We start from the raw sequence: 26583 nt of genomic DNA on the forward strand, positions 1-26583 counted from the left end.
GCGGGCGAGCGGGATCGACGAACTGCTGTCACATCAGTGGGTATCTACCTGACTTGCAAGATTAGTTGGGCACATCCGTACACCTCTAGGTCGCATTGGTGTTGAATGTTATAAAGCTGCTGCCATTATTGGCATTCAGCTTTTCTGGCAGTTCAGGCCGTGGCGACAGAGCGCAACGTGCCACAGCGCAGGTCGCCTTGTCCTAGCTGTTGACCAAGTTCGAAGTGTCGGCGCCGTGCTATCGTGGCCTTGGAATAAGCCGTTACCCTTAGCGGGCCCTGAGCAGAGTGCACTATGTTGACGAATTCGTCTCTCCTGATACGCGCTAGCACTTTCACTCTGGCGACACTGATTTTCATCATCGACGCGTTCACCCCGATGGATATCGCCATCGCTGTGCTGTACGTCCTTGTCGTGTTGATGGCGGCTAATGAATTCTCGCGCGGCGGGTTGATCACGATCACCCTGGGCTGCATGGGCCTCACGCTGGTGGCGTTTTTCATCGACCACGACGTGTTCATGGTGCCGCCGCTTGGGCGTTGTGTGATCAGCCTTGCGGCGATCTGCATCAGCGGCGCGCTGGCGTTACGCAACAACACGATCACCAGCCAATTGCAGGAGCAGGTCAAACTGTTGGGGCAAACCCATGACGCTATCGTCGTGCGCGACATGCAGCATCGGATCCTCAGTTGGAACCCCGGTGCCGAGGCGCTGTATGGATGGTCTGCCAAGGAGGTGCTCGGCAAAAAAATCACCGACCTTCTGCAATCGAAAATCAGCGCCTCTTTCGATGAAATCATGCGGATCATGCTGGCTGAAGGTGCATGGGAAGGCGAGATTACCAGCACTTGCAAAAATGGCAGGCGCGTTACCGTGACCTCACGCTGGTCGTTATCGCGCGACCGTAGTGGCAACCCCCGGACGGTGCTGGTCACCAACAACGACATCACTGCAGCCCGCCAGGCCGAGGAAGCACTGCATCGCTCACAGGTCGAGTTGGCGCACATCACCCGCGTCACGACCCTCGGTGAGTTGGCGGCGTCGATTGCCCATGAGGTCAACCAGCCATTGGCGGCGGTCACGACCAACGCCGAAGCCGGCCTGCGCTGGCTGAATCGCGAGGTGCCGGATCTGGGCGAAGTGCGCAGTGCAATCTCCCGAATTTCCAGCGAGGCCCAGCGCGCCGGTGAAGTCATCAAGCGCATTCGTGCATTGTCGAGAAAGTCCGAGCCCCACTATTTGCCGCTGGAGTTGGGCGAGGTCGTCGAGGAGTCGCTGGGGTTGCTCAAGCGCGAGCTGGTGCAACAAAGCGTTTCATTGCGACTGGAACTGGCTGAGGGCTTGCCGGCCATCCAGGGTGATCGGGTGCAGTTGCAGCAAGTGCTCATCAATCTTGTGATGAATGGCATCCAGGCTATGTCCAAGGTTAACGAGGCTCAGCGCGTAATGTCGATTAAACTGGCACGAGTGGCTGATCAGTTGAACCTGGAAATACACGACAGCGGCCCCGGTATTCGTGAGCAGGATATGACTAAACTGTTCACCGCGTTTTTCACCACCAAAGAAGAAGGATTGGGTATGGGTTTATCGATTTGTCGTTCCATTGTCGAAGCTCATGGTGGGCATATGGGCGTGCGCAACCTGCCGGAAATCGGCGCAGCGTTGCAGGTTGTCCTGCCCGTACCCGCAGAGGTTGGCGCATGAGCACGCTTGACGAGAAGTCAGTTGAAGGTCGGCAGGTGTTCATCGTCGACGATGATGGGGCATTGCGTGAAGCCTTGAGCAGTCTGTTTCGCTCGGTTGGTATGAACGTCGAAACCTTCGCCTCGGCCGATGAGTTTCTCGCCCATTCGCTGCCGGCAGTGCCCTCCTGCCTGGTGCTCGACGTGCGTTTGCAGTACACCAGCGGGTTGGAATTCCAGACTCAGTTGCAGGCGTCCGGCATCGAAATTCCGATTATCTTCATTACCGGCCACGGCGACATCTCCATGACCGTCAAGGCGATGAAAGCCGGCGCGGTAGACTTCCTCGCCAAACCTTTCCGCGATCAGGACCTGCTCGATGCTGTGTCGGTGGCCCTGGAGAAAGACCGCAAGCGTCGGGAAGGGCAGAAGCAGACGGTGCAACTGCAGCAGATCTACGCCACCTTGACCGCGCGTGAGCAAGAGGTCATGGGCTATGCCGTGAGCGGGCTGATGAACAAGCAAATTGCCGGTGAGATGAACCTGAGTGAAATTACCGTGAAGATTCATCGTGGCCATGCCATGAAAAAAATGCAGGTCAAGTCGTTTGCCGAACTGGTGCGCATGGCCGAATTATTGGGCGTTCGTAAACGGGGCTGACAAAACATACTTGGGTATTATTTATTTACCAGTGGAGGTTTTTTATAGTGGACTCAGCTCAAAAAATATCTGCCAGCCGGGCGGTGTGCTGAGTCTGACGCTGAAGGTGGCTAGCAAATGTCATTTAACCCCGTGGTATCCATCGTTGATGACGAAGAGTCGGTTCGTGTAGCCATCGACAGTCTGGTGCGGTCGTTGGGCTATGAGTCCCGAATCTTCTCCAGCGCAGAGGCTTTTTTGGCCTCCGAGCAGTTATCGACGAGCGAGTGCTTGATCACCGACGTGCAAATGCCTGGCATGAACGGCCTGGAATTGCAGCACGTGATCGTCAAGAGCAGGCGCAAGTTACCGATCATTTTCATGACTGCATTTCCCGAAGCCAGCATCAAGGCTCGTGCCGAGTCCGAAGGCGCACGCAGCTTTTTGAGCAAGCCGTTTGATGGCCAGACCATGATCAACTGCATTGAACGAGCCCTTCACGGCCAACATTGAAACCTGGCGGATATATCTTCCGACTGGGTAAGTGTTTATTTTTACCTCGATTTATATTCCTCGGCGCGTTGAGGCGCAGGTGTCTGTGTGGCTGCCTTCAGAGGGGGTATACGATGGTTTATAACCTCTATGCCCACGTGTTAGCGCGCTACACCGATGTACAACTATCCGACGATATCGGGTTGAATTAATGTAATTGCCAATAGCGACGTTATTCAACATTAACTGTACGGAAGGAGTTACTGATCATGGCGCTGGCCAAACGCACTGTTCCAGGTTTCATTCAAGAAGCTTCAGTCAGTGTATTGGAGGCGCGTCGTGTGGCGTTCAATCCGGGCCAGTGCCGTACAGTTTTTCGTATTGGGCTGTGCGGTGATGTCGAGTACGCCTTGCTGCCTCAACTGTTGCGTCGACTACGTTTGGATGCGCCGGGTGCGACCTTGATGGTGCAGCGAGTTGATGGTGAGCATCTGAGTGGTTTGCTGGACAGCGGCGAGATAGGTGTTGGCCTGAGCTATCAACTACCGTCGACTAATGCGTCGCATAGCCTGCCGCTGCGCAATTTGCGCCTGAGCGTGCTGCGCAGCGACCGCGTCCCCGGGGGCATTGATCTTGACCAATATTGCGCTCGCCCCCACGCACAGGTGGGTTACTCCAGCGACGTTACCGCGTATATCGAAGATACGTTGCGAGCTCAGGGACGTAAGCGTCGTATTGAAGTGTCGGTGCCTCAATTCAGCACTTTGCCGTTGTTGATGGCCAACTCCGATCTGATCGCCACCGTGCCAGATTATGTCGCCAACGCCATGACCGCGTCGGGCGGATTTCGCAGCGAACCCATGCCTTTGAGCTCGCCCGATTTGAAGCTTTCCATGAGCTGGGGTACAGCCAACCAAGCCGCCCCGGCGCAGCAATGGCTGCGCTCGCGGATCAAAATGTTGTTGCAAGACAATGATGATAACTGAGTTGGTTTGCTGAGGTACTTAACCGCAACGCGTGCATCTCGGATCGGTAGGGCAGGTAATCGATCGCCAGACTCATCATGATCAGTACCGAGGAATATTCCGATGCCCAGAAAATCCGCAGAGTCCCGAATCTCCCCCCCAATCGTTCGGTTGAGCGGGCCCTGTCGATTCTGCGGGCATTTCGTCCCGGCGTGGCGGCGCTGGGTAATGCGGAACTGGTGGAGTTGACCGGCTTACCCCGTTCGACGATCAGCCGGTTGACACAGACATTGGTGGAGAACGGCTTCCTGCAATACGAGTTGCGACGGGGTACCTATCGTCTCGGGCCGCCTCTGCTGAGTCTGGCCCATGCTCTGCGTCTGGAGTCGGAGATCCTCAAGCTGGCCCAGCCATTGATGCGCGAGATTGCCGAGGGCCACAAAATCAACGTGGGCCTGGCGGTAGCCGACCAGATGGATATGGTTTACCTGGAGTCGGTGCGCAAGAACCGCAGTGGACTGTTCCGACATGTCACCAGCGGCTCGCGAGTGCCCATGGAAATCACCTCGCTGGGTCACGCTTTTCTGTCGACCTTGTCCGGCCCGGCGCTGGACACACAATTGAATCATCTCAAGATACGACATCCCAAGAATTGGAAGCAGGTGAAGGCCTCGATCATGAATGCGCACAAAGCCGTGCACAGCCAGGGCGTGTGTCAGGCTTCATGGCAGGCTGGCATTACCTCCATTGCTTCGCCCTTGGGGCTTGAGGATCAACCGCCCTATGTGTTCAACATCAGTTTCGCCAGCCAGGATTTCTCGGCAAGCCAAATCGAAAGCCAGTTGATTCCGCTGCTTCAAGGCTTGTTGCAAAAAGTCCGGGAACAGCTGGCCGACGCCCGTTCCCTGGAGGAATTGTCGTAGAGCAGTACGCCCATGAGTGAAAGCGCGTGAGGCAAATTCTTTTCCATTTACGGATTCTTCAAATTCCACTGGATGGGATTTGATCGTCGCTGACCGGCAAGCGAATGCACATAATCGGTTGACACGTCCCGCGGCCCTTTCGGCGTGGCGAAAACAAGAAACCGTTATGGAGATCGTTTATGGACACTTCATCCCGACCGTCAGTGTCGGCTTCCAGTGCGCTCAAAGGCGTGCGTGTGATCGATTTGTCCAGGGTATTGGGAGGCCCGTTGGCGGCGCAGATTCTCGCCGACCATGGCGCCGATGTTATCAAGGTCGAACCCCCGCAAGGCGACGAAACCCGCGAGTGGGGGCCTCCCTTCCGCGGTGACGCCTCGGCCTACTTTCTGAACGTTAATCGCAACAAACGCACTCTGGCGCTGGATCTGTCCATGAGCGAGGGCCGCGAGGTGCTGATGCGCTTGCTCGAAGATGCGGACATCCTGATCGAGAACTTCAAACCCGGTACGCTGGAAAAGTGGGGCATCGGATTTGACGTATTGTCCAAGCGCTTCGAGCGATTGATTCACGCCAGCGTCACCGGTTTTGGCAAGGATGGCCCGTTCGGTGGTCAGCCCGGTTACGACTTGATGGCGCAGGCGTGGTCTGGTCTGGTCTCCACCAACGGTACGCCGGAAAGTGGCCCGCTTCGTCTGGGGATTCCCGTGATCGACATGTCCACGGCAAGCAATGCCGTGATCGGCATCCTGCTGGCGCTGTATGAACGCGATCGGTCTGGGCAGGGCCAGCATGTTGACTTGACGCTCTATGACACCGCCATCAGCCTGTTGCACCCCCACGCGCCAAACTGGTTCATGTCCGGCAAGGTGCCGGGGCTTACCGGCAATGAACATCCAAGCATTTCGCCCTACAGTCTGTTCACCACCAAGACCCAACCGGTGCTGATCACAGTGGGCAACGACAACCAGTTCAAGCGCATGTGCGCGGTGCTGCAGTTGCCGGAACTGGCCGAGGACGAGCGCTTCTCCAGCAACGCCAAACGCATTGTCAACCGGCGGGTACTGACCGATGCCATGGAAGCGCAACTGGCGGATTTCGATGGTGTGGACATCTGTCAGAAGCTGATGGCGGTTGGGGTGGGCGCTGGCGCCGTGCAATCGGTGGACCAGGCGCTGACCCATCCTCACACCCTGCATCGCCAGATGGTGGTGCAAATTGGCGAGTACCAGAGCACGGGTATTCCGATCAAATTGTCTCGTACCCCCGGCCACGTACACAGTGCACCGCCGGAGTACAACCAGCACGCCCGGGAGATTCTTGGCGAGGCGGCTTATTCGGACGCGCAGATCGAGCAAATGTTTGAACAGGGCGTGGTCTTGTCCGAGAGAAAACGCCATGGTCAGTGACACCGCATTTGCCGCACAAAGCCCGCCGTCTGTCTTGTATCGACTGGAACGCCAGGTCGCCTGGATCAACCTCAATCGTCCGGCACGACGCAATGCGATGAGTGCGGATATGGACGCAGAGCTGCGCGTCTGCGTTATGCGTGCCGAGCGCGATCCTGATTGTCGTGTGATCTGTATCAGCGGTGTAGGTGAAGGCTTCTGCTCCGGGGCCGACCTGAGCGTCTCGCCGGAGCCTTCGCCGCAGTTGCCCTACGCCCTGGAACCACACAACCTGGGAGATTTTCGCTTCGGCTATCTGATCCAGGCCAGCAAGCCGATCGTGGCGGCCATCAATGGCGCGGCCGTGGGCGTCGGGCTAGTGCTGGCGGCATTTTGCGATATTCGCATCGCTTCGGCCCAGGCGCGATTGGGGTTTACCTACAGTCGGGTGGGTCTGGTTGCCGAGTACGGCATTGCCTGGTGGCTCCCTCGGCTGATCGGGCCGGCAGCGAGCAATGACCTGTTGTTGTCCGGTCGGTTGATTCAAGCGGCTGAAGCCCGGCACATGGGGCTGATCAACCATGTGGTCGAAGCAGAGGGCTTCAATGCTCACGTTGAAGCTTACCTGGGGGCCTTGGTGGAGCGTTGTTCGCCGCGCTCACTGGCGGTGATCAAGCGCCAGGCTTGGGCAGCTCATGAGCAGACTTTGCTGGAGGCGGTACGCAGCAGCCAGCTGGAACTCAACGTCGCGCGGCGCAGTGCCGATCATCAAGAAGGGGTGTTGGCGTTTCGCGAGAAGCGCGTGCCTCAGTTCTCTGGAGAGCCTCAATGACTGATAGTCCGTTTGTCACCTTTGTCGAGCGTGGCGGCATCGCCTTGCTGACGTTGAATTCACCGGATACCCGCAATGCGCTGAGCACGGCCCGGGAGTTCGACGCCATTGAGCAGGCCTGTGTCCGGATCCAGTCCAACCGGGGTATTCGCGTCGCGATCCTGACGGGCGCGGGCAAGGCGTTTTGCGCCGGCGGCGATGTGAAACTGATGCATCAGCGTGCCCAGGATCACACCGCTGAACCGATTGAAGAGCGGTACCGTTACCAGGAAGGCATCCATCGCGTGACCATGGCACTGCATCGCCTGGAGGTGCCGGTGATTGTCGCGATCAACGGTCCGGCCATTGGTGCTGGCCTGGATCTGGCCTGTATGTGTGACCTGCGCATCGCCAGTGAAAAAGCGACATTCGCCGAGAGTTTCGTCAAGGTCGGGATCATTCCGGGGGACGGCGGTGCCTGGCTGCTGCAGCGAGCCATCGGCGTTGCACGCGCTGCGGAAATGACCTTTACCGGCGACACGATTGATGCCCCCACGGCCCTGGCGTATGGCCTGGTATCTCGGGTGGTTGGGCACGAGACGCTGCTAGACGAAGCGCTGGTATTGGCCGAGCGCATCGCCGTCAACCCCGGCCACGCGTTGCGCATGGCCAAGCGCTTGATGCGCGAGTCGGCGCACGCCCGACTGGAAACCATCCTGGAAATGTCGGCGGCGTTTCAAGCGTTGGCCCATGCCACCGATGATCATCGGGAGCGGGTCGAGGCCATTGTTCGCCGTATCGGCTAATTAGCGCCTATCCAACCTTTTCAGGACTTGCCTGCCATGACCATTGTTTACGAAGTACGCGCAGGGATTGCGTTGCTGACGCTCGACAATCCGCCGGTCAACGCCTTGAGCCATGCCCTGCGTCGCTCCCTGGCCGAACGCTTGGGACGGTGTCTGGCCGATCCATTGGTGCGCGGTATCCTGCTCATCGGTACCGGGGGAAGGGCCTTTTCGGCGGGTGCCGATATCACTGAATTCGATTCGCCAGCCAGCCACGCAGAGCCTGCCCTGGCCAGCTTGATCCAGCAGATCGAGAATGCGCGCTTGCCCATTGGCGCGGCCATCGACGGGCATGCGCTGGGCGGCGGGCTAGAGTTGGCCCTCGGTTGTCATTGGCGCGTCGCCAGCCGTCAGTCGCGTCTTGGCTTGCCTGAAATTCACTTGGGGTTGATTCCCGGTGCTGGTGGTACCCAACGGCTGCCCCGATTAATCGGCGTTGAACCGGCTTATGAAATGATGCTGTCTGGCCGTTCTGTCGATGCGGAGCAGGCGTTCGCTCTCGGTCTGGTTGATGGCGTGCTGGACGGCGACTTTAGTGAACAGGCAGTCCATTGGTTTTTGGCCTTGCTCGACAGCGGTAAGGGTGTGCGCCGCACGCGTGACAAGCGGGTCGTCGATCACGCGCTTTCAGCGCTCACCGATAGTGCGGCGACCCGCGCCGCGCTGGCCTTGCGTCGTTGTGTCGATGCGTCTATCCATCAGCCGTTTGATGTCGCGCTGCAATTGGAACGCGAGACTTTCGCCGCCCTGGAGAGCAGTGCCGAGTCGGCCGCGCTGCGCTATGGCTTTTTCGCAGAGCGTCGTGCCAGCAATCTGTTGGGACTGGAGACCGGGACGCAGCCCATGGTGCTGCGCCAGATCGCGGTGATAGGTGCCGGGACAATGGGCAGTGGTATCGCCATGTGCTTTGCCAATGCCGGGTTTGCTGTCCAACTGCTCGACGTCAATCCTGATTCGTTGACCCGTGGGCTGGCCACCATTCGTCAAGCTTACGAAGCGCAAGTGCGCAAGGGGCGCCTGAGTCTCGCGGCGGCTGACGTGTTGATCCGGCGGATCGAGCCGCAGAGCGGGTTTGAGGCAATCACCCAGGCTGATCTGGTGGTCGAAGCGGTGTTTGAGAACTTGGCGGTCAAGCGAGCGGTATTTGAAACCCTTGATCGGCTCATGAAACCCAGTGCGTTGCTGGCAACCAATACCTCGACCCTTGATATTGACAGCATTGCCGGGTTTACCCAGCGTCCGGACCAGGTCCTTGGGCTGCATTTCTTCAGCCCGGCCACGGTGATGCGCCTGCTGGAAATTGTCCGGGGTCGGGCGACCCGCGATGATGTGCTTGTGACGGCACTGGCCCTGGCCAAGACGCTCGGTAAAGTCGGGGTAGTGGCACGCAGCGCCGATGGCTTTATCGGCAATCGCATGTGGCATCAATACTTGCGTCAGGCTTCTCTGCTGGTGGAAGAGGGCGCTACGCCGATGCAGGTGGATCGCGCGCTGGAAGACTGGGGATTCGCCATGGGGCCCTTGCGGGTCGCCGATCTGGCGGGCCTGGACGTCGGATACAGCATTCGTCAGCGCCAGTATCGCGACTACCCGCAGCAGCGCTGGTCCGGGTGGCTTGACCGTATCAGTGAGAGCGGTCGGTTCGGTCTCAAGGGTGGCCGGGGCATATACGTGTACCCAGAAGGTAGCCGGCAAGCGGTGGAAGATCCGCAGATACAGGTGCTGATCGAGGGCTACCGGCGCGAGCTTGGTGTGGTGCCCCGTACGATCACCGATGAGGAGATCGTCAGCCGTTGTCTAGACGCGCTGACCGTCGAAGGTATTCGCCTGCTCGAAGAAGGCATCGCCCAGCGCGGCTCCGACGTCGATGCCGTTTTCCTCAATGGCTACGGTTTCCCTCGAGTCCAGGGCGGCCCGCTGTTCCAGGCCGATCACGCGGGATTGCCGGCGTTGCTCGGCCGCTTGAACCTTCGTAAGGCCCAGGCCGAAGCACAATTCTGGATGCCGCCGCGTTTGCTGATCGATTTAGCGCAACGCGGTGGCCGGCTGTCGACCTACGAAGAGGAGGGGCGCTGATGAATGAAGTCAGGGTTCTTTCCACCGCCGGTACACCCATCGGCAAAGCCTATCGTGGAGCCTTGAACGCCACGCACGGCGCAACCCTGGGTGGGCATGCCGTGGCGCATGCATTGGCCCGTTCCGGTCTTGAGGCTGGCGACATCGATGATGTGTTGATGGGCTGTGGTCGCCCGGAAGGCACCGCTGGCGAGAACATCGCCCGCCAGGTGCCGGACTGCCGGTGTCGGTACCCGACGTGACGATCAACGCTTGAACATCAATGGCGGTGCGGTAGCCCAGGGGCATCCTTATGGAATGTCCGGTTCGCGTCTGGCGGGACACGCATTGATCGAGGGCCGACGACGAGGCGCTCGTTGGGTGGTCGTGACCATGTGCATCAGTGGCGGAATGGGGGCAGCCGGTTTGTTCGAGGTGGTGTGAGATCACGAGTTTCAATAAAAACAACAACACGAGAGCTTTCTTATGAACACAGCCAATAACAGTGTGACGGTCGGGACGCACGCGCCAGCCTCACAGCCAACAAGCCCTGACGCCAGCCGTCAGTCCATTCGGCGGGTCGTGATGGCCGGAGCTTTCGGCACCGTGGTCGAGTACTTCGACTTCAGTGTCTATGCGTTTCTTGCGACCACGTTGGCCGTCGTGTTTTTCCCCGCGGAGAACCCCACCGCGGCGCTGCTCTACACCCTGGGGGTGTTCGGTGCAGCCTTTGTCGCCCGTCCCCTGGGTGGGATTCTGATCGGACACATCAGCGACCGTTATGGCCGGCGTCCGGCGCTGATGGTAGCAGTGGTCGGCATGGCGTTCGCCAGCACCTTGATCGGCTTGTTGCCGGGCTTCGCCAGTATTGGGATTGCGGCGCCAGTGCTGCTATTCGTCCTGCGTTGCGTGCAAGGGCTGTCGGCGGGCGGTGAACTGGGGAGTGCCGGTTCTTACGTCGCGGAGGTAGCACCGGACTCGCGCCGGGGCTTTCTTACCAGCACCACCCAGGTCGGAACGCTGGCGGGCACCATGCTCGGTTCGCTATGTGTGGGTTTGATGCACATGGGGCTCAGCAACCAACAGATTCTCTCTTGGGGCTGGCGGATTCCGTTTCTGATTTCCCTGCCGTTGGGGATCGTGGCACTGATCGTGCGCAGCAAAGTGGAGGAGTCCAGGCAATTCGAACAAGTGGAAGAGCAGGGAGCGGTGGCGAAGATTCCGGCGCTGCTGGCGTTAGTCTCCCACCCTCGGGCGGTGTTCAGCGTGTTTGGCTTGACCCTGGTGTCGTTCGCCTCCTTCTATCTGGTGTTCACCTACATGTCCACCTACTTCGAGCGCCAAGGCATCATGCCTCCGGGGCTGGCGGCCTGGTCCACGACGCTGACGCTGGTGCTGGCGGCAGTGGCAATTCCGGTCTGGGGCATGATCACAGACCGTATCGGACGACGGCCAATCCTGATCGGTGTGTGTATCGCCAACTTGGTGTTGGCCTGGCCGCTATTCATTTTTATGCAGACCTCGGTAGGTGCGGCGTTCTTTTCGCAGATCGTGCTTGGACAGATCGAAGCCGCTTACATGGGAGTGATCCTAGCGGCCTATTGCGAGATGTTCCCGGCCCGAGTGCGCTCCAGCGGTTTCAGCCTGGGGTACAACTTCTCAGCGATTCTTGCCGGAGGCAGCGCGCCTTATCTGGCCACTTGGCTGATCTCGGTAACCGGCGCGCCCCATGCCCCGGCGTGGATCCTGATGGCTATGGCCTTTCTTTCCTTGCTGGTGGCATTGACCGTGCGTGAAACCGCCAATCGCCCGATGCCCACGGTTTAACGCACTGGAGTCAACGATGGCCATTCGTAGTTACCCGCAGATTCATCAATACATTGCCGGCCGCTGGGTCGAAGGCGGTGCCGCCAGCGTCGAGCAGGTACTCGATCCTGCGACCGAGCAGGTGCTGGGCACTTACCGCCACGCCTCCCTTGCCGATATCGATGCGGCGCTGGTGGCCGCAGATGAGGCGCTGCCAGGTTGGCGCGGGCAGACGCCCGACGCGCGCTATCAAATCCTGCGCAAGGCTGCCGCTCTGTTGCGCCAGCGCAGCGAAGAGGCGGCGGCGATCCTCAGCCTTGAACAAGGCAAACCGCTGAGTGAGTCGCGGATGGAAATCCAGGTCAGCGCCGATGTGCTGGACTGGTACGCCGAAGAAGGCCGACGAGCTTATGGTCGAGTGATTCCGGGATCGTCCAACAGCCGGCTATTGGTGGTCAACGAGCCGATCGGCGCGGTGGCGGCGTTCACTCCGTGGAATTTCCCCGGTACCACCGTCGCCCGCAAACTGGGTGGAGCCCTTGCCGCCGGATGCACGGCGATCATCAAGGCCTCGGAGGAAACCCCCGCGACTGCCGTAATCATTTTCCAGTGCCTGGAACAAGCCGGATTGCCGCCCGGCGTGGCGAATTTGCTGCTGGGTATCCCGGTTGAAATCTCCACGCGTTTGTTGAGCAGCAAAGTGATTCGCAAGGTCTCCCTGACCGGATCGTTATCAGTCGGTCGGGTGCTCGGGCATCTGGCGGTGGATAACGATTTGGTGACCACTATGGAGTTGGGCGGCAATGCGCCGGTGATTGTCTTCGATGATGTTGACGTCGAGGCGGTTGCCGCACTGTGTGCCACCGCCAAATTCCGCAATGCAGGACAAGTCTGCAATGTACCGAGCCGTTTCTATGTGCATGAGCGCATTGCCGATCGATTTGCCGCCACTGTGCAGACATTCGCTCGCGACCTACGGGTCGGCCCCGGTATTGAAGCTGGCACGCAAATGGGACCGCTGGCCAATGTCCGGCGCTTGGCCGTGATGCAGCAGTTGGTCGATGACGCACAGCAACGGGGGGCCAACTTGTTGGCAGGCGGCAAACGGCTGGATCGCGCCGGCTATTTTTTCGAGCCGAGCGTACTGGCCAATGTTCCCGACGCGGCACGAGTGCTGGTGGAGGAAGCGTTTGGCCCGATCATGCCCATCACCACCTTCAAGGATTGCGATGAAGTGCTGTTGCGCGCCAACGACACAACCTATGGCCTGGGCTCGTTTGTGTTTACCGAGTCGCTGGATCACGCGACCTATGTCAGTGATGCCCTGGAAGCCGGGATGGTCGGGGTCAACACGACGGTTTTGTCGCGCACCGAAACCCCTTTCGGCGGCATCAAGGCTTCCGGGCACGGCTTCGAGTCAGGCATTGAGGGACTGGAGGCCTATCTGCGTAAGAAGGTCATCCTGCAACACCCACCGGTTCGCGGCGTTGCGCGCTGAATTTTGTTGATCAGGCCGTCCGATTTATCGAGCCGGCGAGCAGGGAGAACATTATGTCTGTTGAAAAAGTGGCGGTCGTCACTGGTGCTGGCAGTGGCGTAGGTCTCAAGACCACAGGCCTGCTGCATCGGAGAGGTTTTCAGGTAGTACTGCTGGACATCGATGGCGATGCGGCCGCGACCCAGGCCAAGGCGCTCGACCCCAGCGGCCTGAGCGTGTTGTCGGCCCAGGTGGATATCTGCAACGAGGCGCAGGTGCGCGGGGCCATCGCCCAGGTTCGCACGCGGTGGGGGCGAGTGGATGTGCTGGTTAATAACGCCGGCCTGCCCCAGGCAAATCTACCGTTTGAGGCCGTTTCGGCCCAACTCTGGAGCCAGGTGCTGGATGTCAATCTCATGGGGATTGTGCACCTCGCCCAAGCCGTGGTGCCGTTGATGCGCGAGCAAGGCAGCGGGCGCATCGTCAATGTCACCTCGGTGGCGGGTAGCCGGGCGCGACCGGGAATGAGCGCCTATTGCGCAGCCAAGGCGGCGGCCATTTCCCTGACCCAGACCCTCGCGCTGGAGCTGGCCGACGTGGGAATTCTGGTGAACTCGGTGGCCCCGGGCTCTCTGGAAACTCCGATGTTCAAGAAGTTTCTGCAACCGGATGAAGCCTGGGATGCCGCTATGGAGCGCTACCTGCCGAATATCCCGCTGCATCGGTTGGGGCAACCTGAGGAAATCGCCGAAACGATTGTCTGGATCGCCAGCGAAGCGCCCGGATTCATGACCGGGCAAAACATCATCGTCGACGGAGGGCGATGCCTGTAAAGGAGCCACCCCGGTATGGTGCCGTTTAACTTCGCAAAAAACGGGCAGGAAGATGGCGCTTTAAAAGGTCATCTGTACTGGCCTGATTGTCGACGGATGGGTGATCTACTTCTACCTGTGGCGCTGCGTTGGCTCGGTGAGTCTGATCAAGCTTTAGCCTATTCGTTCTGTCAGACAGAACCTGTTGCAATATTTTAGAACGAGTGCTAGGTTGTGAATGACGAAAAAAATCGCGGATTCTTCTGTGCGTATTGGCGTCTGACGTAACCGCTCAAAGCTGTTCGACGGCTAGAAGCGATTCGATGGGGGTCAGGATTGAGAAAACTGGGCGCTGACCGGATGCATGACCTGCTTCGGTGAGAACGGGATGTCTTGCGCTTTTTTTTTGCTCAGCAGCATCAGACGAAGTCCGTTGTTAAAAATCTAAAATAAAAAGAGACGGTCATCATGACAATTAAAGAGTCCATCGAAACCTCGATGTCTTCGCCCGCCGGTACTGCAGATTGGCCCAGTCCAACCTTGGCCTGGTACACCGTATTCGTGCTGTTTCTGGCCTATACCTTTTCTTATGTTGATCGCGTTATTTTGACCATTCTGGTCGAACCGATACAGCGTGACCTGGGTATCAACGACAGCCAGATCGCATTACTCCATGGATTGGCCTTCGTTATTTTTTATGTGGGTTTAGGCGTGTCGCTCGGCGTTGCAGCTGACCGTTCAAATCGCAAACGCATCATCGTGATCAGCATCATAACCTGGAGTCTGATGACGGCCTGTTGCGGGCTGGCGAAGTCGTTCGGTCAGTTGTTCGTGGCACGGGCCGGCGTCGGTATTGGCGAAGCCGGGCTTTCGCCTGCGGGTTACTCATTGCTGGGTGATTATTTCCCCCCGCACAAGCGCGGGTTGGCATTGGGTGTCTACACCGCCGCTATCGTTTTTGGTGGCGGGGTGGCGCTGATCATCGGTGGGCTGGTGGTTCAGGCCGTGAGCGCACACCCGACGATCGAGATCCCGCTCCTCGGTGCCACTCGTTCATGGCAGGCGGTCTTTTTTATCGTTGGATTACCGGGTGTGTTGGTCGGTTTGCTAGCGATGACCCTGAAAGAACCTGTGCGCAGGACTGGTGAGTCGGTCGTTACCGGCAATCGCCCTCGTGTGCCATTCCTGGCGCAGTTCAAACGACACAAGTCGAGCTATCTGCTACACATCTTCGGCTTTTCGATGCTGTCGGTGCCCTTCAATGTGACCCTGTTGTGGGGCCGGCCGTTCCTGTCGAGAACCATGGGCCTCACCCCCTCGCAAGGCGCCTACACCCTGGGCGTGATCATGATGATCTTTTGCACGGCGGGCATCTTGTCCGGCAGTGCGCTGTCAGATCGGCTGCTTAAGAAAGGGCATATCGACGCCACCGTCCGCGTCGGCGTGATTGCTGCGCTCGGCCTTGTGGTGCCATTAGCGCTGTTTCCGTTCACAACGACCCTCGTGCCTGCGTGTATCTTGTTGGCGATAATTCTCTACTTCGGCAGCTTTGCCTTCGGCGCTGCGCCCGTTGCCTTGCAATTCATCACCCAAAACGAAAACCGCGCGGTGATGACATCTCTGTACCTGCTGGGGGTAAGTTTTATTGGCCTTACAGCCGGACCGACCTTGACCGGTGTATTCACTGACTATGTCTTCAAGGACAAAGAGTTGGTTGGCTATTCAGCTGCGATCGTGAGCGTTTCTGCGGCGTTGCTGGCGGCGATCGCCTTCTTTTACCTGCTTCCTCGATTCAGAAAGGCTGCGGATCAAGAGAGTCGCTCGTTGGGCTGACCATCAACTAAAACGTCAGATCTGCGACCACGTCATTTAAATGGAGCAGTCTGAAATACCGAAGAGATGCGGTCTTCGGATGGAAGGCAGCGTCCACTTACGTTGTGGCATCGAGAAAGTATTCGCTTTCGACGCCTGAGTTTATCAGTGCCCCTGCACACGATAGTTTGATGGGCCGTCTTTTTTGTGCGACTTGGATTCATCGCGTTGGCGTGATTGATGTTCATGGTTGACTGTTGTCTCCATTGGATATAGCCATTGCGATGCACTATGTGCACGTCGTCTTACTGGGCGTTAATGTGCTGTTGAACACGGCACATTGTCGCCAGTAAGTGCAGCCTGACGATATGTTTCGTCAGGCTGCACTCCGCCGGGTGGCGACTTGAATAGCAGTAAGTAGCCATCGGTTTAGCGCATACCCACAAAATAAAAATTCTTAAAAAATGGGAGCAATACCAGTGAAAAAGTCCCTCTTGGCACTTGCGGTTACAACGGGCGTCCTGGCCCAAGAGTCTAATGCCGCGGGTTTTATTGATGACAGTAAAGCGTCCATTAGCTCTCGTACTTTTTACTATGAAAATGATCAAAGAAACGCGAACGGTATCGATCAACGTCAGACGGTGACTGGCTTGAGATTCGACTTCCTTTCTGGTTTCACTCAAGGCACGGTTGGCGTGGGCTTAGATGTTCAGGGGCTAGTCGGTGTAAACGTTGGGGGCGGTATTTCCCCGCACAACACGGCTACCAACAATACGATTTCACCCACGGAAGGTGACGGCTCGCCGGTAAGTGACTGGAGCCGCTTAGGTGCCAACGGCAAGATCAAGGTATCGAAAAGCGAGCTGAAGGCCGGTAACGCTTTAGCGCCCAATCTGCCAATCCTGGTGTCCAACGATAGCCGACTGCTCCCGGCAAGCTACCAAGGGGCGATTTTCACCTCCAGGGAGATCGACAACCTTACGTTTACTGCCGGTAATCTGAGTCGTGAGATCGGTCGTGCATCCAGCAATTGGGCAGGTATTGCAGCAGGGGGACGTAAAGGTTCCGATGGTTTCCGGTTTGGCGGAGCTGACTGGATGATCAATGAAGACCTCACGCTGCAGTACTACTACGCCAAACTGGAAGATTACTACCGTCAAAACTTCCTGGGACTGGTACACGTCTACCAGATGACGCCGGCTCAGTCGCTAAAGACCGATCTGCGATATTTCAACAGCCAGTCTGACGGTAAAAACGGTACTGACTCAAACTATGCTTTTCGAAACGGTTATAACGATGGCAACACAGGCGAAATTAACAACAATACGTGGTCGGCAGCATTTACCTACACCTTGCTTGGTCATGCATTGACCTTGGGTCATCAGCGTGTAAGCGATAGCGGCGGAATGGCCATTGTCAACAATGGAGGCGTTGTCGATGGGCGAGGGCATTCTGAAGGCGAGGGCGGCGCGAGCATCTATCTCTATACCGATATCATGATAAACAGCTTCACCCGCGCCGGTGAAAATTCGACATTCGGTATCTATACCTTCGACTTTGCTATGTTGGGCGTGCCGGGCCTAAAGTCGTCATTCACTTACATTAAAGGCAGCGACATTCGGGGGGCTGGTGGTGTGACGACTGACCGCTACGGTGAATGGGAGCGCGATCTTCGTCTTGACTACACTTTGCAAAGCGGTTCATTGAAGGGTTTAAGTTTCTCACTGCGCCGTGCAAATTTCCGTTCCGAATTGCCAACGTCGGCTGTGCAGGATCAGGATCAGACGCGCTTTTATATCAACTACACCTATGCCCTATGGTAAGAATAAATATCGGTTTTGACTCTGCCCCCGCGGTCTAGGAAACTGTGCCGTACCCGGTTAAGAATTTTGCGGCGATGAGAGTGGGTCATACCCGTCTAGTTAATTGAGTGCGCTGCTGAAAATTGCGGCTTCCGCCGCCGAGCTTCACAGCGGCGGAGGTTGCGTCCCACGCATTCTGGCAAAAGGGGACTGAGGAGTTGTCCTCTGCTTGCGGCCCTCAGGCGAGAGGCATGACGGTCATACAGAATGTGCGAATAGAACGGCTCATAGGAATGGAGGTTGTATGCGGCTTTGTGTTTTTTCGGGTTCCAGCCCAGGTCGATTGCCAGTGTATTCGGAGTTCGCTACTCAGTTGGGTTACGCACTGGCCGAGGCAAATATTGGACTGGTCTATGGCGGCGCTTCGGTAGGCCTAATGGGAGCAACTGCTGATGCCGTACAGGCCCGAGGTGGCGAAGTAATCGGAGTAATCCCTGGATTTCTGGCTGAAAAAGAGGTCGCCCATATGGGGCTCAGCGACCTGCGCATTGTCGATTCGATGCATGACCGCAAGGCTCTGATGGCCGAGCTTTCGGACGGATTCATCGCTTTGCCCGGTGGTCTAGGTACGTTGGAGGAGCTATTCGAGGTATGGACGTGGGCGCAACTTGGGCAGCACGTAAAGCCCTGTGCGCTGCTCAACATCAACGGATTCTATGACGGTCTATCATCGTTTCTTGACCATGTCGTGGACGAAGCTTTCCTCAAACCCGTGCACCGTCAAATGTTAATTGTTAAACCTGATGTGGACTCGCTGCTGGCTTCCGTTCTTAGCTATCGGGCCCAGAACGTAACCAAGTGGATCAAGCGGGAGGAAACTTGATGGCTAAGTCACCTCGGTTGGGCTGTGGCGCAGCGATTATCCAGGATGGGAAAATCCTTCTGATCCAACGTTTGAATGATCCCGAGTCAGGCTGCTGGGGTTTGCCAGGGGGGAAAGTCGACTTTCTCGAACTGGTTGAGCATGCGGTAAAGAGAGAGATTGCTGAAGAGTTGGGAATCCAGCTCTTTAATCTGGTACTGCTTTGCGTGGTCGATCAGATTGATCTAGAAAACAACGAGCACTGGGTAGCGCCTGTCTACCAGACCTCAGACTTTGACGGCATCCCTTATTTGGTTGAGACCGATAAACATTCAGGTATGAGTTGGTACTCCCTGGACGCTGTGCCCGAGAGGTTGACGGTTGCCACTCGTGCGGCTCTGCCTCTGCTACGTGAGCAATTATCGTGATCCTTCAATGGGCACTGCTGTTGACGGAGTAGAACAACTGAACGCAGCAGCATTGGCGTTTTCACCTTCCGGCCCCTCGTGGGGCGGCATCAATCGGGCCGACATTCAACGTCATATAAAAACAAATCACTGGGAATACACCTGGCCGGTTTGATCGTGGTCGGCAGTATTATCGCCTTCAGAATAGTCGGTCATACGGCGATAAGAGCGGCGGTTGCCAGGCGCGTTTTCCTTGGCGTATACAGCCTTTTTGACACCGGTAATCCTTCCCCGCGATGGTGAAGAAATGATTTGAATGCAGAGGGCTCCAGGGCCCGAGCGTAATAAAACCCCTGCACTTGATCGCAGCCCCAAGCGTTCAGCGTATCTAATATTTCTCGAGACTCTACACCTTCGGCCACAGCTTTGATGTTCAGGCTGTGGGCCAGGGAAATCATGGCTTGGACGATAGCCGCATCGTCGGCGCTGGTCAGAATTCCACGTATGAACGATTGGTCGATCTTCAGTTTGCCGACGGCAAACCTGCGCAAGTAGGACATGCTCGAATAGCCGGTACCGAAGTCATCAATAGACAGCTTTACTCCCATTGCAGCCAGCGCGGACAGGATACCTATTACTCGTTCGGTATCATCTATCAGCATCGATTCAGTGAGCTCCAGCTCCAGTAAATGTGGGGCCAATCCCGATTCTTTCAGTGCATCGCAGACCTCTTGGAAAAGATCGCCTTGCTTGAATTGCATTGCCGAGCAGTTTACCGCGACCACCAATTCGCCTAATCCCTGACGTTGCCATTCAACGGCTTGTAGGCAAACGTTGCGCATCAGCCAGTGACTAATCGGAATGATTGCACCACAGGCTTCAGCGGCCGGGATGAACTCAGCGGGTGAAATTGTGCCTTTTTCAGGATGTGGCCAACGCAGTAGAGCTTCGGCACCCACGACGTTGCCAGTGATAAGGTCGATTTGGGGTTGGTAATGAATGGTCAACTGATCCAGGATTGATGTCTGGCGCAGCTCCATTTGCAGCTCAAGTTGGCGTATGCCCTGGAGACCCATTTCAGGGGTATATAGACACCAGGTATTACGCCCAGCGGCTTTGGCCTTATAGAGCGCGGTATCGGCGGCCTTGAGCAGCGCGTCGAAATCGCGACCATGCTGTGGGTATAGCCCGACCCCAATTGACGGAGTGACCAACAGGTGGCGAGAAGCCAAGTTGCAAGGCTGGCCTGTGCTCTGTAGTACTTTGGTAATCAACTCCCCAAGACGATCCAGGTCAGGGTTTTTGACCAGGAGCAGGTACTCATCGCCACCCAAACGCGCCACGGTGTCCAACTCATCCAAGGCCGATAGCCGTTGAGCGAGGATGCGCAAAACCTCATCACCGGTCTGATGGCCAAGCGAGTCGTTGATGCTCTTGAAATTGTCCAGGTCGAGATAGAGCAGGGCTAATGATTGACTGTTTGAGTCGGCCTGCACGGCGGCCTGATCAAAGCGCTCTCGCAGCAAGCGGCGATTGGGCAAGCCCGTCAGAGCGTCGTGATAAGCCATGAACGCAATACGCTGCTGGGCTGATTTTCGTTCGGAAATGTCCTGCAGTGTAATAACGGCACCGATCAACAAGCCATTGCGAATGTTCGGATAAGCCCAGACTTCGACAGGAAGCTCCTTGCCTGCAGTATCCCGGAATACGCTGTTTTCGCAGTGAAAGGCACCGCCTTTGTTGACGGTTTCAATGATCCGTTGCGTGAAGTTCTGTGGCCCTAGACGGGTGTCAGGAAAGTATTGGTCCAACGCACACTCCAGCAACTCGCGCTCGGCTTTAACCCCCGAAATTCGTGCGCTTGCGGAGTTGAAAAAAATACAGATTCCACTCAGGTCAATCACCAGAATCGCGTGACCCACCGAGTTAAGCAACAAACGAATATGTTCTTCGTTTCCCTGCACGGCTACCAATGCATGACGCTCGCTGATGCGAGTCCGTTGGAGCCTCAGTTGCAGGCTGAAAATCAAAAGCAGCATGACCAGCACAAATATCACTGAAGCCGCAGTGAGCGTACGCCACTCGGCAAGATAATCCTGGGGGGCAAAACCGGTGACGATCACCAGCGGATAATTGGCAACCCTTTGGAAACCGTAGAGACGCTCGACACCGTCAACACTTGAGGTGGACTGAGTAATGCCCTGATTACTCCCCGCTGCCAGTGCCTGATCGACCATATCGCTGGGATAGGTTCGATGTGGTTGGTTTATGACGGGCCGGTGCAGAACGATGCTTGCCGGATCCAGTAGGCGTAGTTCAATGGCGCCGTGGGGGCCGATATCGACTTCCTTAAGTAGATCTTCGATGGTCTTGAGCGGCAAGCTCGTAGTGATCCAGCCCGTGCGCTCATGCTGAGGGCCTGAAATCGGCATTGCCAACTGCAGTTCGGTATTACCGTTCTGATGGTCGAATACCATGTTCGATTCGCGCTCATTAACCGAGCGATTTTCCACTAGCATCAGCCGTGCCCTCAGTCGTTGTTGAGCGAGCGACGGCGGTAAAGTCTGATTTTTGGTTGCGAACAGGACGTGTCCTTGAAGGTCTAGAACCTGAAATGGCGGCAGATCACCAAAGCGACTCTTGATGATCGCGAACTGATGCTCAAGAGCGCTTTTATCGGCGGTCTTGCCGGTTAGCAATGGTGCCAACTCTCGTGCCAGCATACTCAACGACTTTTGTTGACGCCGAAGCAGGCCGGCATCGAGGCGCGCCTCCAGGGTCAGGTTGAGATTGCGAATGTCCGCCATGGTTTGGCGTTCGACATGCTGTCGGGCGAAAGATAGCGAGACCACCATCAATACTCCGATACCCGCTGCCAAGAAGGCCCCAAGCCATAAAGACGGCGCATCGTGAACACTCTTACGCACGCGCTGGCAGAACTCGGCAGCCATGTGTCGTTTCTGTGCAAGGGTATTGGTTTCGCTGGTGGTTTCCATGTTTGGTTTTGCTTCCCGGTTATTTGATTTGTTACCGGGAAGGTTACTGATGGCTGTGGGCCGCGACACTCCTACCTAAGGAACGTTCAGCTAGTCCATGGGTGTAACGACGTCATACGAAGGTTTCGGTTTGTACGTTGAGATCTCGGTGAATACCCATGTGTAGAGTGCCGCCGGTGGCACTCTACCCGGCACCGACATAAGTCGGCCGCTTCTTTCATCGCCTGGCTAAATACGAACGGCTTTAATTGGTTGGGTAGGTCGGATAGTCGGTATACCCCGCGGCCCCACCGCCATAACTCAAAGCCCGGTCTGGTGTTAGCAAGGGCCAGTCGTTTTGCAGTCGCTCAACCAGGTCAGGGTTGGCGATAAAGGGCTCACCAAATGCTGCGATGTCGATCAATCCATCGCGCAGGAATTGCTCTGCAGTTTCTTTAGTCATGCCCCCGGCGAGCACCAATGTTCCTTGGTAATGGCTACGGAATTTTTTCAGGAAGTCGCCTGGAATCGGCGAACTGCCTCGCGACAGCTGATCCATGAAATGAACGTAGGCCAACCCGCGCCGGGACAACTGGTCGGCGACGTACAGGTAGGTGTCTTCGACATCGTCATACAAGCCCATGTCGAACAGGCCGCCAAAGGGCGACAGGCGGATGGCTGTGCGTTGTGCACCAATGCGCTCAATCACGCTATCGACCACTTCCAGCAAAAAGCGTGAGCGGTTTTCTATCGTGTCACTGCGGTACTCGTCTGTACGGTCATTAACCAACGGATTGAGGAATTGCTCGATCAGGTAGCCGTTGGCACCGTGCAGTTCAATGCCATCGAATCCGGCATCAATTGCATTGGCGGCTGCCTGGGCAAAGTCACGGATCACCTGTTTGACTTCGCCGGTAGTGAGGGTGCGGGGTTTGGAGACATCCACCGGCCCCGGCTCGCCACTCTCCGTCACGCCCCAGGCCTGGGAGTTGCGGGCAATCTGCGAGGTTGAGCTGACCGGCGCAATGCCGTCGGGTTGAATACTCACGTGGGAGACGCGTCCGACATGCCATAGCTGGGTGAAGATAACGCCGCCGGCATCGTGGACTGCCCGGGTGACTTTGCTCCAGCCATTGATCTGCGGTGTGGTGTAGATGCCGGGGATGGCCAGAAACCCTTCGGCCGAGCGCGAAATCGGTGTGCCCTCGGTAATGATCAGGCCCGCGCTGGCACGTTGACGGTAGTAAAGCGCGGTGAGGTCGCTGGCGATGCCATCCGGGTTGCGCGCTCGGGTCATCGGTGCCATTGCAATGCGATTTTTCAGATTCAGCGTGCCAACCCGGCAAGGTTCAAACAATGTGGTCATGGGATCCCGTCCTGTCTTGGTGATGGCCAAGAAGGTAAGCGCAGTGCCGGCTCCTGATAAGCCCACGCGCCTGAACATGACCTGTGAGGCCGTTTCACAACTTCGGACATCACGGCCAGGGTCGTCTGACGGGCGTTGGATGATGCCGGGGTGAAATATATTCAAAGGTGAAGTGAATGGAAGGCGTGATTTCTCGGCTCATTACCCGGTATCGCTTGTGATATTTTTTCATTAATAAATGAGCGGGAGAAAGACGTGGATAACCGAGCGGGCGAAATGTTGGTATTTGTGCGGGTGGTCGAGGCCGGCAGTTATTCGCAAGCGGCGCGCCAAATGCTGATGACGCCATCAACGGTCAGCAAGTTGATTGTCCGCCTGGAACTACGTCTGGGCGTTCGCCTGTTGGAGCGCTCGACACGCCAACTGTCGCTGACCGATGAAGGACGGATTTACTACGAACGCAGCAATGTCTTGCTGGCAGAACTGGATGATGTCGAAAGGGTGTTGGCCCAGGGGGCGCAGAAAGCCCGCGGCACCTTGCGGATCAACGCATCGGTAGCCTTCGGTACACTGGCGATCGAACCTCATTTGCCGGCTTTCTGGGAGGCGCATCCAAACATTCAAATCAACCTGTCCTTAAGCGATGACATCGTCGACATGTACCTGGATCGAACCGACATTGCCTTTCGGGTGGGGGCATTGAATGACTCAACGCTGCGTGCCAGGAAGATCGGCGTGGCCCGGCGCAAGATCGTTGCGTCCCCGGGTTATCTGGAAAAATTTGGAGTTCCCCAGACCCTCGATGAACTCGACGAGCACAACTGCTTAAGCTTCAATTTCCGTCGCGCCAGCCCTGTGTGGCCCATGCACCAGAGTGGACGCATCGTGGATCGCATTGTTCAGGGCAACCTGCAGGCCAACAATGGCGAGACCGTTCGACGCATGGCAATCGCCGGTGTGGGGATTGCCCGGTTGGCCGACTTTCACATCGATCAGGACCTCGCCGAGGGTCGACTGGTCGAGGTGCTCGGGCAAACGGGCTATGACTGCGAGGAGGTCCATGCGCTGTATCAGGGCGGGCAGCATGTGCCCCAGCGTATCCGGACGTTCCTCGACTTTATGGTGCCGCGTCTGCAAGCCTTCATGAACCGGGATTAAATCCCGGCGTTGTCTTCAGTCTGCGGATTCGATGACGCTCTTCAAGCGCGCCAGCCCGGCGCGGTAGATGGCCTCGAAATGCTCGACCACCTGAGCTTCATCGGCCCCCTGGACCAGAAAACTGCTGGACCAGCTCGCCAGCGTCCCCCCGTTGCCATCGTCTTTAGCCGACATCGTGCCCACATAGTCAATGACCGGCGAGGGGCCTTCCAACAAGGCGTAGCTGTAGTTCATGTGGTCTTCGTCGAACGTGATCAAGCGTTCGACGATGGTCGTGCCATCGGCGGTTTTCAGATGGCGCAGGCGTCCGCCGTCGCTGAGGCTGCTGCTGGCAATCAGATCCAGCCAACGGGGTAGCCAATCAAACCCGCCAAGAGTCGACCAGACCTGTTCGGCCGGGCGTGCGATGGTAATCGAGATATGGACTTTACTCATTTTTCACCTTTACAGAGGGAGAGTAGGGGCAGGCGTGCCAGCACCAAGGTATGAATGAACAGGAGCAGACCCATGACTGACAGGTTTGCCGCGACAGTCCCGCTCAGGCATTGGGCCAGCAGCAGGCAAACCACTGCGGCAGATTGGGTCAACAGGCGCTGGGTGACCGAGATCCTTGAGGGTCTCGGCAACTCGAACAGGCAACCAGGCCACGCGTTTGGCTTGGCACATGAGTAGGCTGTTGCAATGAGTGCCACTGCAACGTAGCCCCAGACACCGATGCCGACTCCGTCCTGGATCTGCAACTGGCCCATGGCACAGGCAGTGATCGACAGCAGCGCAATTGCAACTAACGCAGGACGGCTATTGCTCATGGTGCGTCGTTCAATCCCATCGGCGCATCCACCCGTAAACGCAGGACATGAAAGGGTGGCAGGCTGTCGTCCTCACCGGCATTGAGCAGTGGGTGGCGGTGCAGTTGGTTCGCCGTAATGTAGAGCCACTGCCCCTGCGCATCGAGTTCAACCCCATCAGGCCAACCGAGCAACCGATCGTCCTGGGCCAAAATCCGGTAGCCGGCAGGTGACGCCAAGCCGATCGCGTTGTTGGCGATGTCGGTCACATAGACGTTGCCCTCTGCGTCGACATCAAAACCATCGCAATGTGGCTTTTCACACCAGTACTCCACCGCTTCGCTCAGGCGTTCGTCTGCGCCAGGTGCGGCGAGGATTTCGGTTGAAACCCGATACACCTTGCGTGCTGACATCGAACCGAAATAGACCCATCGGCCCAAGGGGTCGATCGCGATGGGATTGAGGCCGTAACGATAAGGAATGACGTCGCCTTCTGGGGTACGCAACGCAAGGGGTTTACCGCCGATCATCAGCGGCACATCCCCGGGCATCAACCCCGGGTAGCACTCCAGAGACCGCCACGACAGGCCGCTTTGCAGGTCGACCACGACGATTGCCGGATAGTCGCTCTCACCGGCGGGGTTCATCGTCATGTCGGCGATGTAAATGCGCTGGCGTCGCCAGTCGATGACAAAGTCCTGGGTGAACGAGCTGGGTCGCAGTACGTTTTGCGGCAGCACGATCAGACGTTGCAGGCGATCTTCGCGATCATTCCACGCGATGAGCCGAGGCTGTTGCTGTGCACCGCCCATGTCGAGTATCCAGACGATACCTTCGGGGTCGGTGCGGATGCCGATCACCGCGGACATGCCGCGACCATCCGTTCCGGGTTTACTGGCCCAGGTCTCATTGGGATAAGCCGGGTGCTCGCCGTCTTTGGCCACCGCGCGTACGCTGATATCCGGAGCGATGATGGCGGACACCGAGACCAAAACCCTTCCGTCCGGCATGACGGTCGGGTTACCTGGACGTTCAACCGGGAAGGTCGCGAAGATCTCCAACTGATGAGTGTTCATGGCAGGGCCTTGACGAAGGACGCCGCAGTGCCGGCGGTTGGATCGACGAAGATGATGTCACTGGGGTCGCGCCGAGGGGTATCGACCGACACCATGAACAGTGGATGTTCGAGGATCTCCGGCATGCCATGGATGGTGAACTTTTTGAAGAACAGCATCTCGCCCAGACCGACTTCAAAGGGTTCGCGGTCGCCCATGAAAAAGCGCGCGCGTCCGGACATGATGATCAGGTATTCGTCACAGGTAGCGTGGTAGTGGGCAGGGGTAGGGTGGTAGACCCGAAACACCCGGCCACTGGCTTCGTCTTCGTCAGTCAGACGGGTATCGACCAAGAGTGTGTCGGAGGTCTCGGGGAAGGTCTTGACTATCGCATTGAGATCGAACGAGGCGTGAGGCGCGGCCTCCACCAGTTTTTTCCGTGTGATTGCTTCGGTCATTTTGAAAC

The 26583-nt window shown here is 57.3% G+C and carries 24 protein-coding genes and 1 pseudogene; 19 read left to right on the forward strand and 6 right to left on the reverse strand.

Annotation, left to right across the window (positions count from 1 at the left end):
- Nucleotides 1-294: 294 nt before the first annotated feature.
- From ACF0H7_RS12615 to ACF0H7_RS12700, 18 genes and pseudogenes are all read left to right on the forward strand, one after another.
- Nucleotides 295-1704, forward strand: coding sequence for a nitrogen regulation protein NR(II) (locus tag ACF0H7_RS12615; protein WP_397453083.1), 1410 nt, complete (start codon nt 295-297; stop codon nt 1702-1704).
- Nucleotides 1701-2342 (forward strand): response regulator transcription factor, encoded by a 642-nt coding sequence (locus ACF0H7_RS12620; RefSeq protein ID WP_397453084.1) that lies wholly within the window; start codon nt 1701-1703, stop codon nt 2340-2342. The genes ACF0H7_RS12615 and ACF0H7_RS12620 overlap by 4 nt, the downstream gene beginning before the upstream one ends.
- Nucleotides 2343-2459: 117 nt before the next feature.
- A complete protein-coding gene (locus tag ACF0H7_RS12625; protein WP_397453085.1) occupies nt 2460-2834 on the forward strand; it encodes a response regulator transcription factor in 375 nt (124 codons plus the stop codon).
- A gap of 248 nt (nt 2835-3082) precedes the next feature.
- Entirely contained in the window at nt 3083-3799 is a 717-nt protein-coding gene (locus ACF0H7_RS12630) for a LysR substrate-binding domain-containing protein (RefSeq protein WP_397453086.1), read from the forward strand.
- 77 nt (nt 3800-3876) lie between these two features.
- Nucleotides 3877-4701, forward strand: coding sequence for an IclR family transcriptional regulator (locus ACF0H7_RS12635; RefSeq protein ID WP_397453087.1), 825 nt, complete (start codon nt 3877-3879; stop codon nt 4699-4701).
- A 179-nt stretch (nt 4702-4880) separates the two neighbouring features.
- Nucleotides 4881-6107: a CaiB/BaiF CoA transferase family protein gene (locus tag ACF0H7_RS12640; RefSeq protein ID WP_397453088.1), complete on the forward strand. Its 1227-nt coding sequence runs from the start codon at nt 4881-4883 to the stop codon at nt 6105-6107.
- Nucleotides 6097-6918, forward strand: coding sequence for an enoyl-CoA hydratase-related protein (locus ACF0H7_RS12645; protein ID WP_397453089.1), 822 nt, complete (start codon nt 6097-6099; stop codon nt 6916-6918). Before ACF0H7_RS12640 ends, ACF0H7_RS12645 begins: the two co-directional genes overlap by 11 nt.
- Complete coding sequence (locus ACF0H7_RS12650) at nt 6915-7703, forward strand: crotonase/enoyl-CoA hydratase family protein (RefSeq protein ID WP_397453090.1); 789 nt, start codon at nt 6915-6917, stop codon at nt 7701-7703. The genes ACF0H7_RS12645 and ACF0H7_RS12650 overlap by 4 nt, the downstream gene beginning before the upstream one ends.
- A 36-nt stretch (nt 7704-7739) precedes the next feature.
- Nucleotides 7740-9818: a 3-hydroxyacyl-CoA dehydrogenase NAD-binding domain-containing protein gene (locus tag ACF0H7_RS12655; protein ID WP_397453091.1), complete on the forward strand. Its 2079-nt coding sequence runs from the start codon at nt 7740-7742 to the stop codon at nt 9816-9818.
- A complete protein-coding gene (locus ACF0H7_RS12660) occupies nt 9818-10060 on the forward strand; it encodes a hypothetical protein (protein ID WP_397453092.1) in 243 nt (80 codons plus the stop codon). The genes ACF0H7_RS12655 and ACF0H7_RS12660 overlap by 1 nt, the downstream gene beginning before the upstream one ends.
- A 1-nt stretch (nt 10061) precedes the next feature.
- Nucleotides 10062-10241, forward strand: a pseudogene (locus ACF0H7_RS12665) (acetyl-CoA C-acyltransferase); the annotation flags it as partial.
- Between the two features lie 42 nt (nt 10242-10283).
- Nucleotides 10284-11624 carry an MFS transporter gene (locus ACF0H7_RS12670; RefSeq protein WP_397453093.1) on the forward strand — a complete coding sequence of 447 codons (1341 nt, stop codon included), beginning with the start codon at nt 10284-10286 and terminating at the stop codon, nt 11622-11624.
- Between the two features lie 16 nt (nt 11625-11640).
- Nucleotides 11641-13101: an NAD-dependent succinate-semialdehyde dehydrogenase gene (locus ACF0H7_RS12675; RefSeq protein WP_397453094.1), complete on the forward strand. Its 1461-nt coding sequence runs from the start codon at nt 11641-11643 to the stop codon at nt 13099-13101.
- A 53-nt stretch (nt 13102-13154) separates the two neighbouring features.
- Nucleotides 13155-13913 carry an SDR family NAD(P)-dependent oxidoreductase gene (locus ACF0H7_RS12680; protein ID WP_397453095.1) on the forward strand — a complete coding sequence of 253 codons (759 nt, stop codon included), beginning with the start codon at nt 13155-13157 and terminating at the stop codon, nt 13911-13913.
- Between the two features lie 540 nt (nt 13914-14453).
- On the forward strand, nt 14454-15725 hold the full coding sequence (locus tag ACF0H7_RS12685; protein ID WP_397453096.1) for a spinster family MFS transporter: 1272 nt from the start codon (nt 14454-14456) through the stop codon (nt 15723-15725).
- Between the two features lie 458 nt (nt 15726-16183).
- Nucleotides 16184-17527 carry an OprD family outer membrane porin gene (locus ACF0H7_RS12690; RefSeq protein ID WP_397453097.1) on the forward strand — a complete coding sequence of 448 codons (1344 nt, stop codon included), beginning with the start codon at nt 16184-16186 and terminating at the stop codon, nt 17525-17527.
- 283 nt (nt 17528-17810) lie between these two features.
- Nucleotides 17811-18389: a TIGR00730 family Rossman fold protein gene (locus ACF0H7_RS12695; RefSeq protein WP_397453098.1), complete on the forward strand. Its 579-nt coding sequence runs from the start codon at nt 17811-17813 to the stop codon at nt 18387-18389.
- Nucleotides 18389-18796 carry an NUDIX domain-containing protein gene (locus ACF0H7_RS12700; RefSeq protein WP_397453099.1) on the forward strand — a complete coding sequence of 136 codons (408 nt, stop codon included), beginning with the start codon at nt 18389-18391 and terminating at the stop codon, nt 18794-18796. The genes ACF0H7_RS12695 and ACF0H7_RS12700 overlap by 1 nt, the downstream gene beginning before the upstream one ends.
- A gap of 191 nt (nt 18797-18987) precedes the next feature.
- On the opposite strand, the gene ACF0H7_RS12705 is transcribed toward ACF0H7_RS12700, so the two are convergent.
- Both ACF0H7_RS12705 and ACF0H7_RS12710 read right to left on the reverse strand, forming a co-directional pair.
- Entirely contained in the window at nt 18988-21771 is a 2784-nt protein-coding gene (locus ACF0H7_RS12705) for an EAL domain-containing protein (protein ID WP_397453100.1), read from the reverse strand.
- Between the two features lie 244 nt (nt 21772-22015).
- Nucleotides 22016-23116: an alkene reductase gene (locus tag ACF0H7_RS12710; RefSeq protein ID WP_397453101.1), complete on the reverse strand. Its 1101-nt coding sequence runs from the start codon at nt 23114-23116 to the stop codon at nt 22016-22018.
- Between the two features lie 255 nt (nt 23117-23371).
- Here ACF0H7_RS12710 and ACF0H7_RS12715 point away from each other — a divergent pair, with 255 nt between their 5' ends.
- Nucleotides 23372-24274, forward strand: coding sequence for a LysR family transcriptional regulator (locus tag ACF0H7_RS12715; protein WP_397453102.1), 903 nt, complete (start codon nt 23372-23374; stop codon nt 24272-24274).
- A gap of 15 nt (nt 24275-24289) precedes the next feature.
- Here ACF0H7_RS12715 and ACF0H7_RS12720 read toward each other — a convergent pair whose 3' ends face one another.
- The 4 genes from ACF0H7_RS12720 to ACF0H7_RS12735 are packed head-to-tail and all read right to left on the reverse strand — an operon-like array spanning nt 24290 to nt 26575.
- Entirely contained in the window at nt 24290-24709 is a 420-nt protein-coding gene (locus tag ACF0H7_RS12720; RefSeq protein ID WP_397453103.1) for an SRPBCC family protein, read from the reverse strand.
- Nucleotides 24706-25083: a hypothetical protein gene (locus ACF0H7_RS12725; protein WP_397453104.1), complete on the reverse strand. Its 378-nt coding sequence runs from the start codon at nt 25081-25083 to the stop codon at nt 24706-24708. Before ACF0H7_RS12725 ends, ACF0H7_RS12720 begins: the two co-directional genes overlap by 4 nt.
- Nucleotides 25080-26138, reverse strand: a complete 1059-nt coding sequence (locus tag ACF0H7_RS12730) for an L-dopachrome tautomerase-related protein (protein WP_397453105.1) — start codon at nt 26136-26138, stop codon at nt 25080-25082. Before ACF0H7_RS12730 ends, ACF0H7_RS12725 begins: the two co-directional genes overlap by 4 nt.
- On the reverse strand, nt 26135-26575 hold the full coding sequence (locus ACF0H7_RS12735) for a cupin domain-containing protein (protein WP_397453106.1): 441 nt from the start codon (nt 26573-26575) through the stop codon (nt 26135-26137). Before ACF0H7_RS12735 ends, ACF0H7_RS12730 begins: the two co-directional genes overlap by 4 nt.
- Between the last annotated feature and the right edge of the window lie 8 nt (nt 26576-26583).

The sequence above is a fragment of the Pseudomonas sp. NA-150 genome (assembly GCF_044336365.1).
In the GTDB taxonomy this organism is placed as follows: domain Bacteria; phylum Pseudomonadota; class Gammaproteobacteria; order Pseudomonadales; family Pseudomonadaceae; genus Aquipseudomonas.

Coding starts and splice junctions, on each gene's coding strand:
- ACF0H7_RS12615 (WP_397453083.1), top strand. CDS start 295: ATGTTGACGAATTCGTCTCTCCTGATACGCGCTAGCACTTTCACTCTG.
- ACF0H7_RS12620 (WP_397453084.1), top strand. CDS start 1,701: ATGAGCACGCTTGACGAGAAGTCAGTTGAAGGTCGGCAGGTGTTCATC.
- ACF0H7_RS12625 (WP_397453085.1), top strand. CDS start 2,460: ATGTCATTTAACCCCGTGGTATCCATCGTTGATGACGAAGAGTCGGTT.
- ACF0H7_RS12630 (WP_397453086.1), top strand. CDS start 3,083: ATGGCGCTGGCCAAACGCACTGTTCCAGGTTTCATTCAAGAAGCTTCA.
- ACF0H7_RS12635 (WP_397453087.1), top strand. CDS start 3,877: ATGATCAGTACCGAGGAATATTCCGATGCCCAGAAAATCCGCAGAGTC.
- ACF0H7_RS12640 (WP_397453088.1), top strand. CDS start 4,881: ATGGACACTTCATCCCGACCGTCAGTGTCGGCTTCCAGTGCGCTCAAA.
- ACF0H7_RS12645 (WP_397453089.1), top strand. CDS start 6,097: ATGGTCAGTGACACCGCATTTGCCGCACAAAGCCCGCCGTCTGTCTTG.
- ACF0H7_RS12650 (WP_397453090.1), top strand. CDS start 6,915: ATGACTGATAGTCCGTTTGTCACCTTTGTCGAGCGTGGCGGCATCGCC.
- ACF0H7_RS12655 (WP_397453091.1), top strand. CDS start 7,740: ATGACCATTGTTTACGAAGTACGCGCAGGGATTGCGTTGCTGACGCTC.
- ACF0H7_RS12660 (WP_397453092.1), top strand. CDS start 9,818: ATGAATGAAGTCAGGGTTCTTTCCACCGCCGGTACACCCATCGGCAAA.
- ACF0H7_RS12670 (WP_397453093.1), top strand. CDS start 10,284: ATGAACACAGCCAATAACAGTGTGACGGTCGGGACGCACGCGCCAGCC.
- ACF0H7_RS12675 (WP_397453094.1), top strand. CDS start 11,641: ATGGCCATTCGTAGTTACCCGCAGATTCATCAATACATTGCCGGCCGC.
- ACF0H7_RS12680 (WP_397453095.1), top strand. CDS start 13,155: ATGTCTGTTGAAAAAGTGGCGGTCGTCACTGGTGCTGGCAGTGGCGTA.
- ACF0H7_RS12695 (WP_397453098.1), top strand. CDS start 17,811: ATGCGGCTTTGTGTTTTTTCGGGTTCCAGCCCAGGTCGATTGCCAGTG.
- ACF0H7_RS12700 (WP_397453099.1), top strand. CDS start 18,389: ATGGCTAAGTCACCTCGGTTGGGCTGTGGCGCAGCGATTATCCAGGAT.
- ACF0H7_RS12705 (WP_397453100.1), bottom strand. CDS start 21,771: ATGGAAACCACCAGCGAAACCAATACCCTTGCACAGAAACGACACATG.
- ACF0H7_RS12710 (WP_397453101.1), bottom strand. CDS start 23,116: ATGACCACATTGTTTGAACCTTGCCGGGTTGGCACGCTGAATCTGAAA.
- ACF0H7_RS12720 (WP_397453103.1), bottom strand. CDS start 24,709: ATGAGTAAAGTCCATATCTCGATTACCATCGCACGCCCGGCCGAACAG.
- ACF0H7_RS12725 (WP_397453104.1), bottom strand. CDS start 25,083: ATGAGCAATAGCCGTCCTGCGTTAGTTGCAATTGCGCTGCTGTCGATC.
- ACF0H7_RS12730 (WP_397453105.1), bottom strand. CDS start 26,138: ATGAACACTCATCAGTTGGAGATCTTCGCGACCTTCCCGGTTGAACGT.
- ACF0H7_RS12735 (WP_397453106.1), bottom strand. CDS start 26,575: ATGACCGAAGCAATCACACGGAAAAAACTGGTGGAGGCCGCGCCTCAC.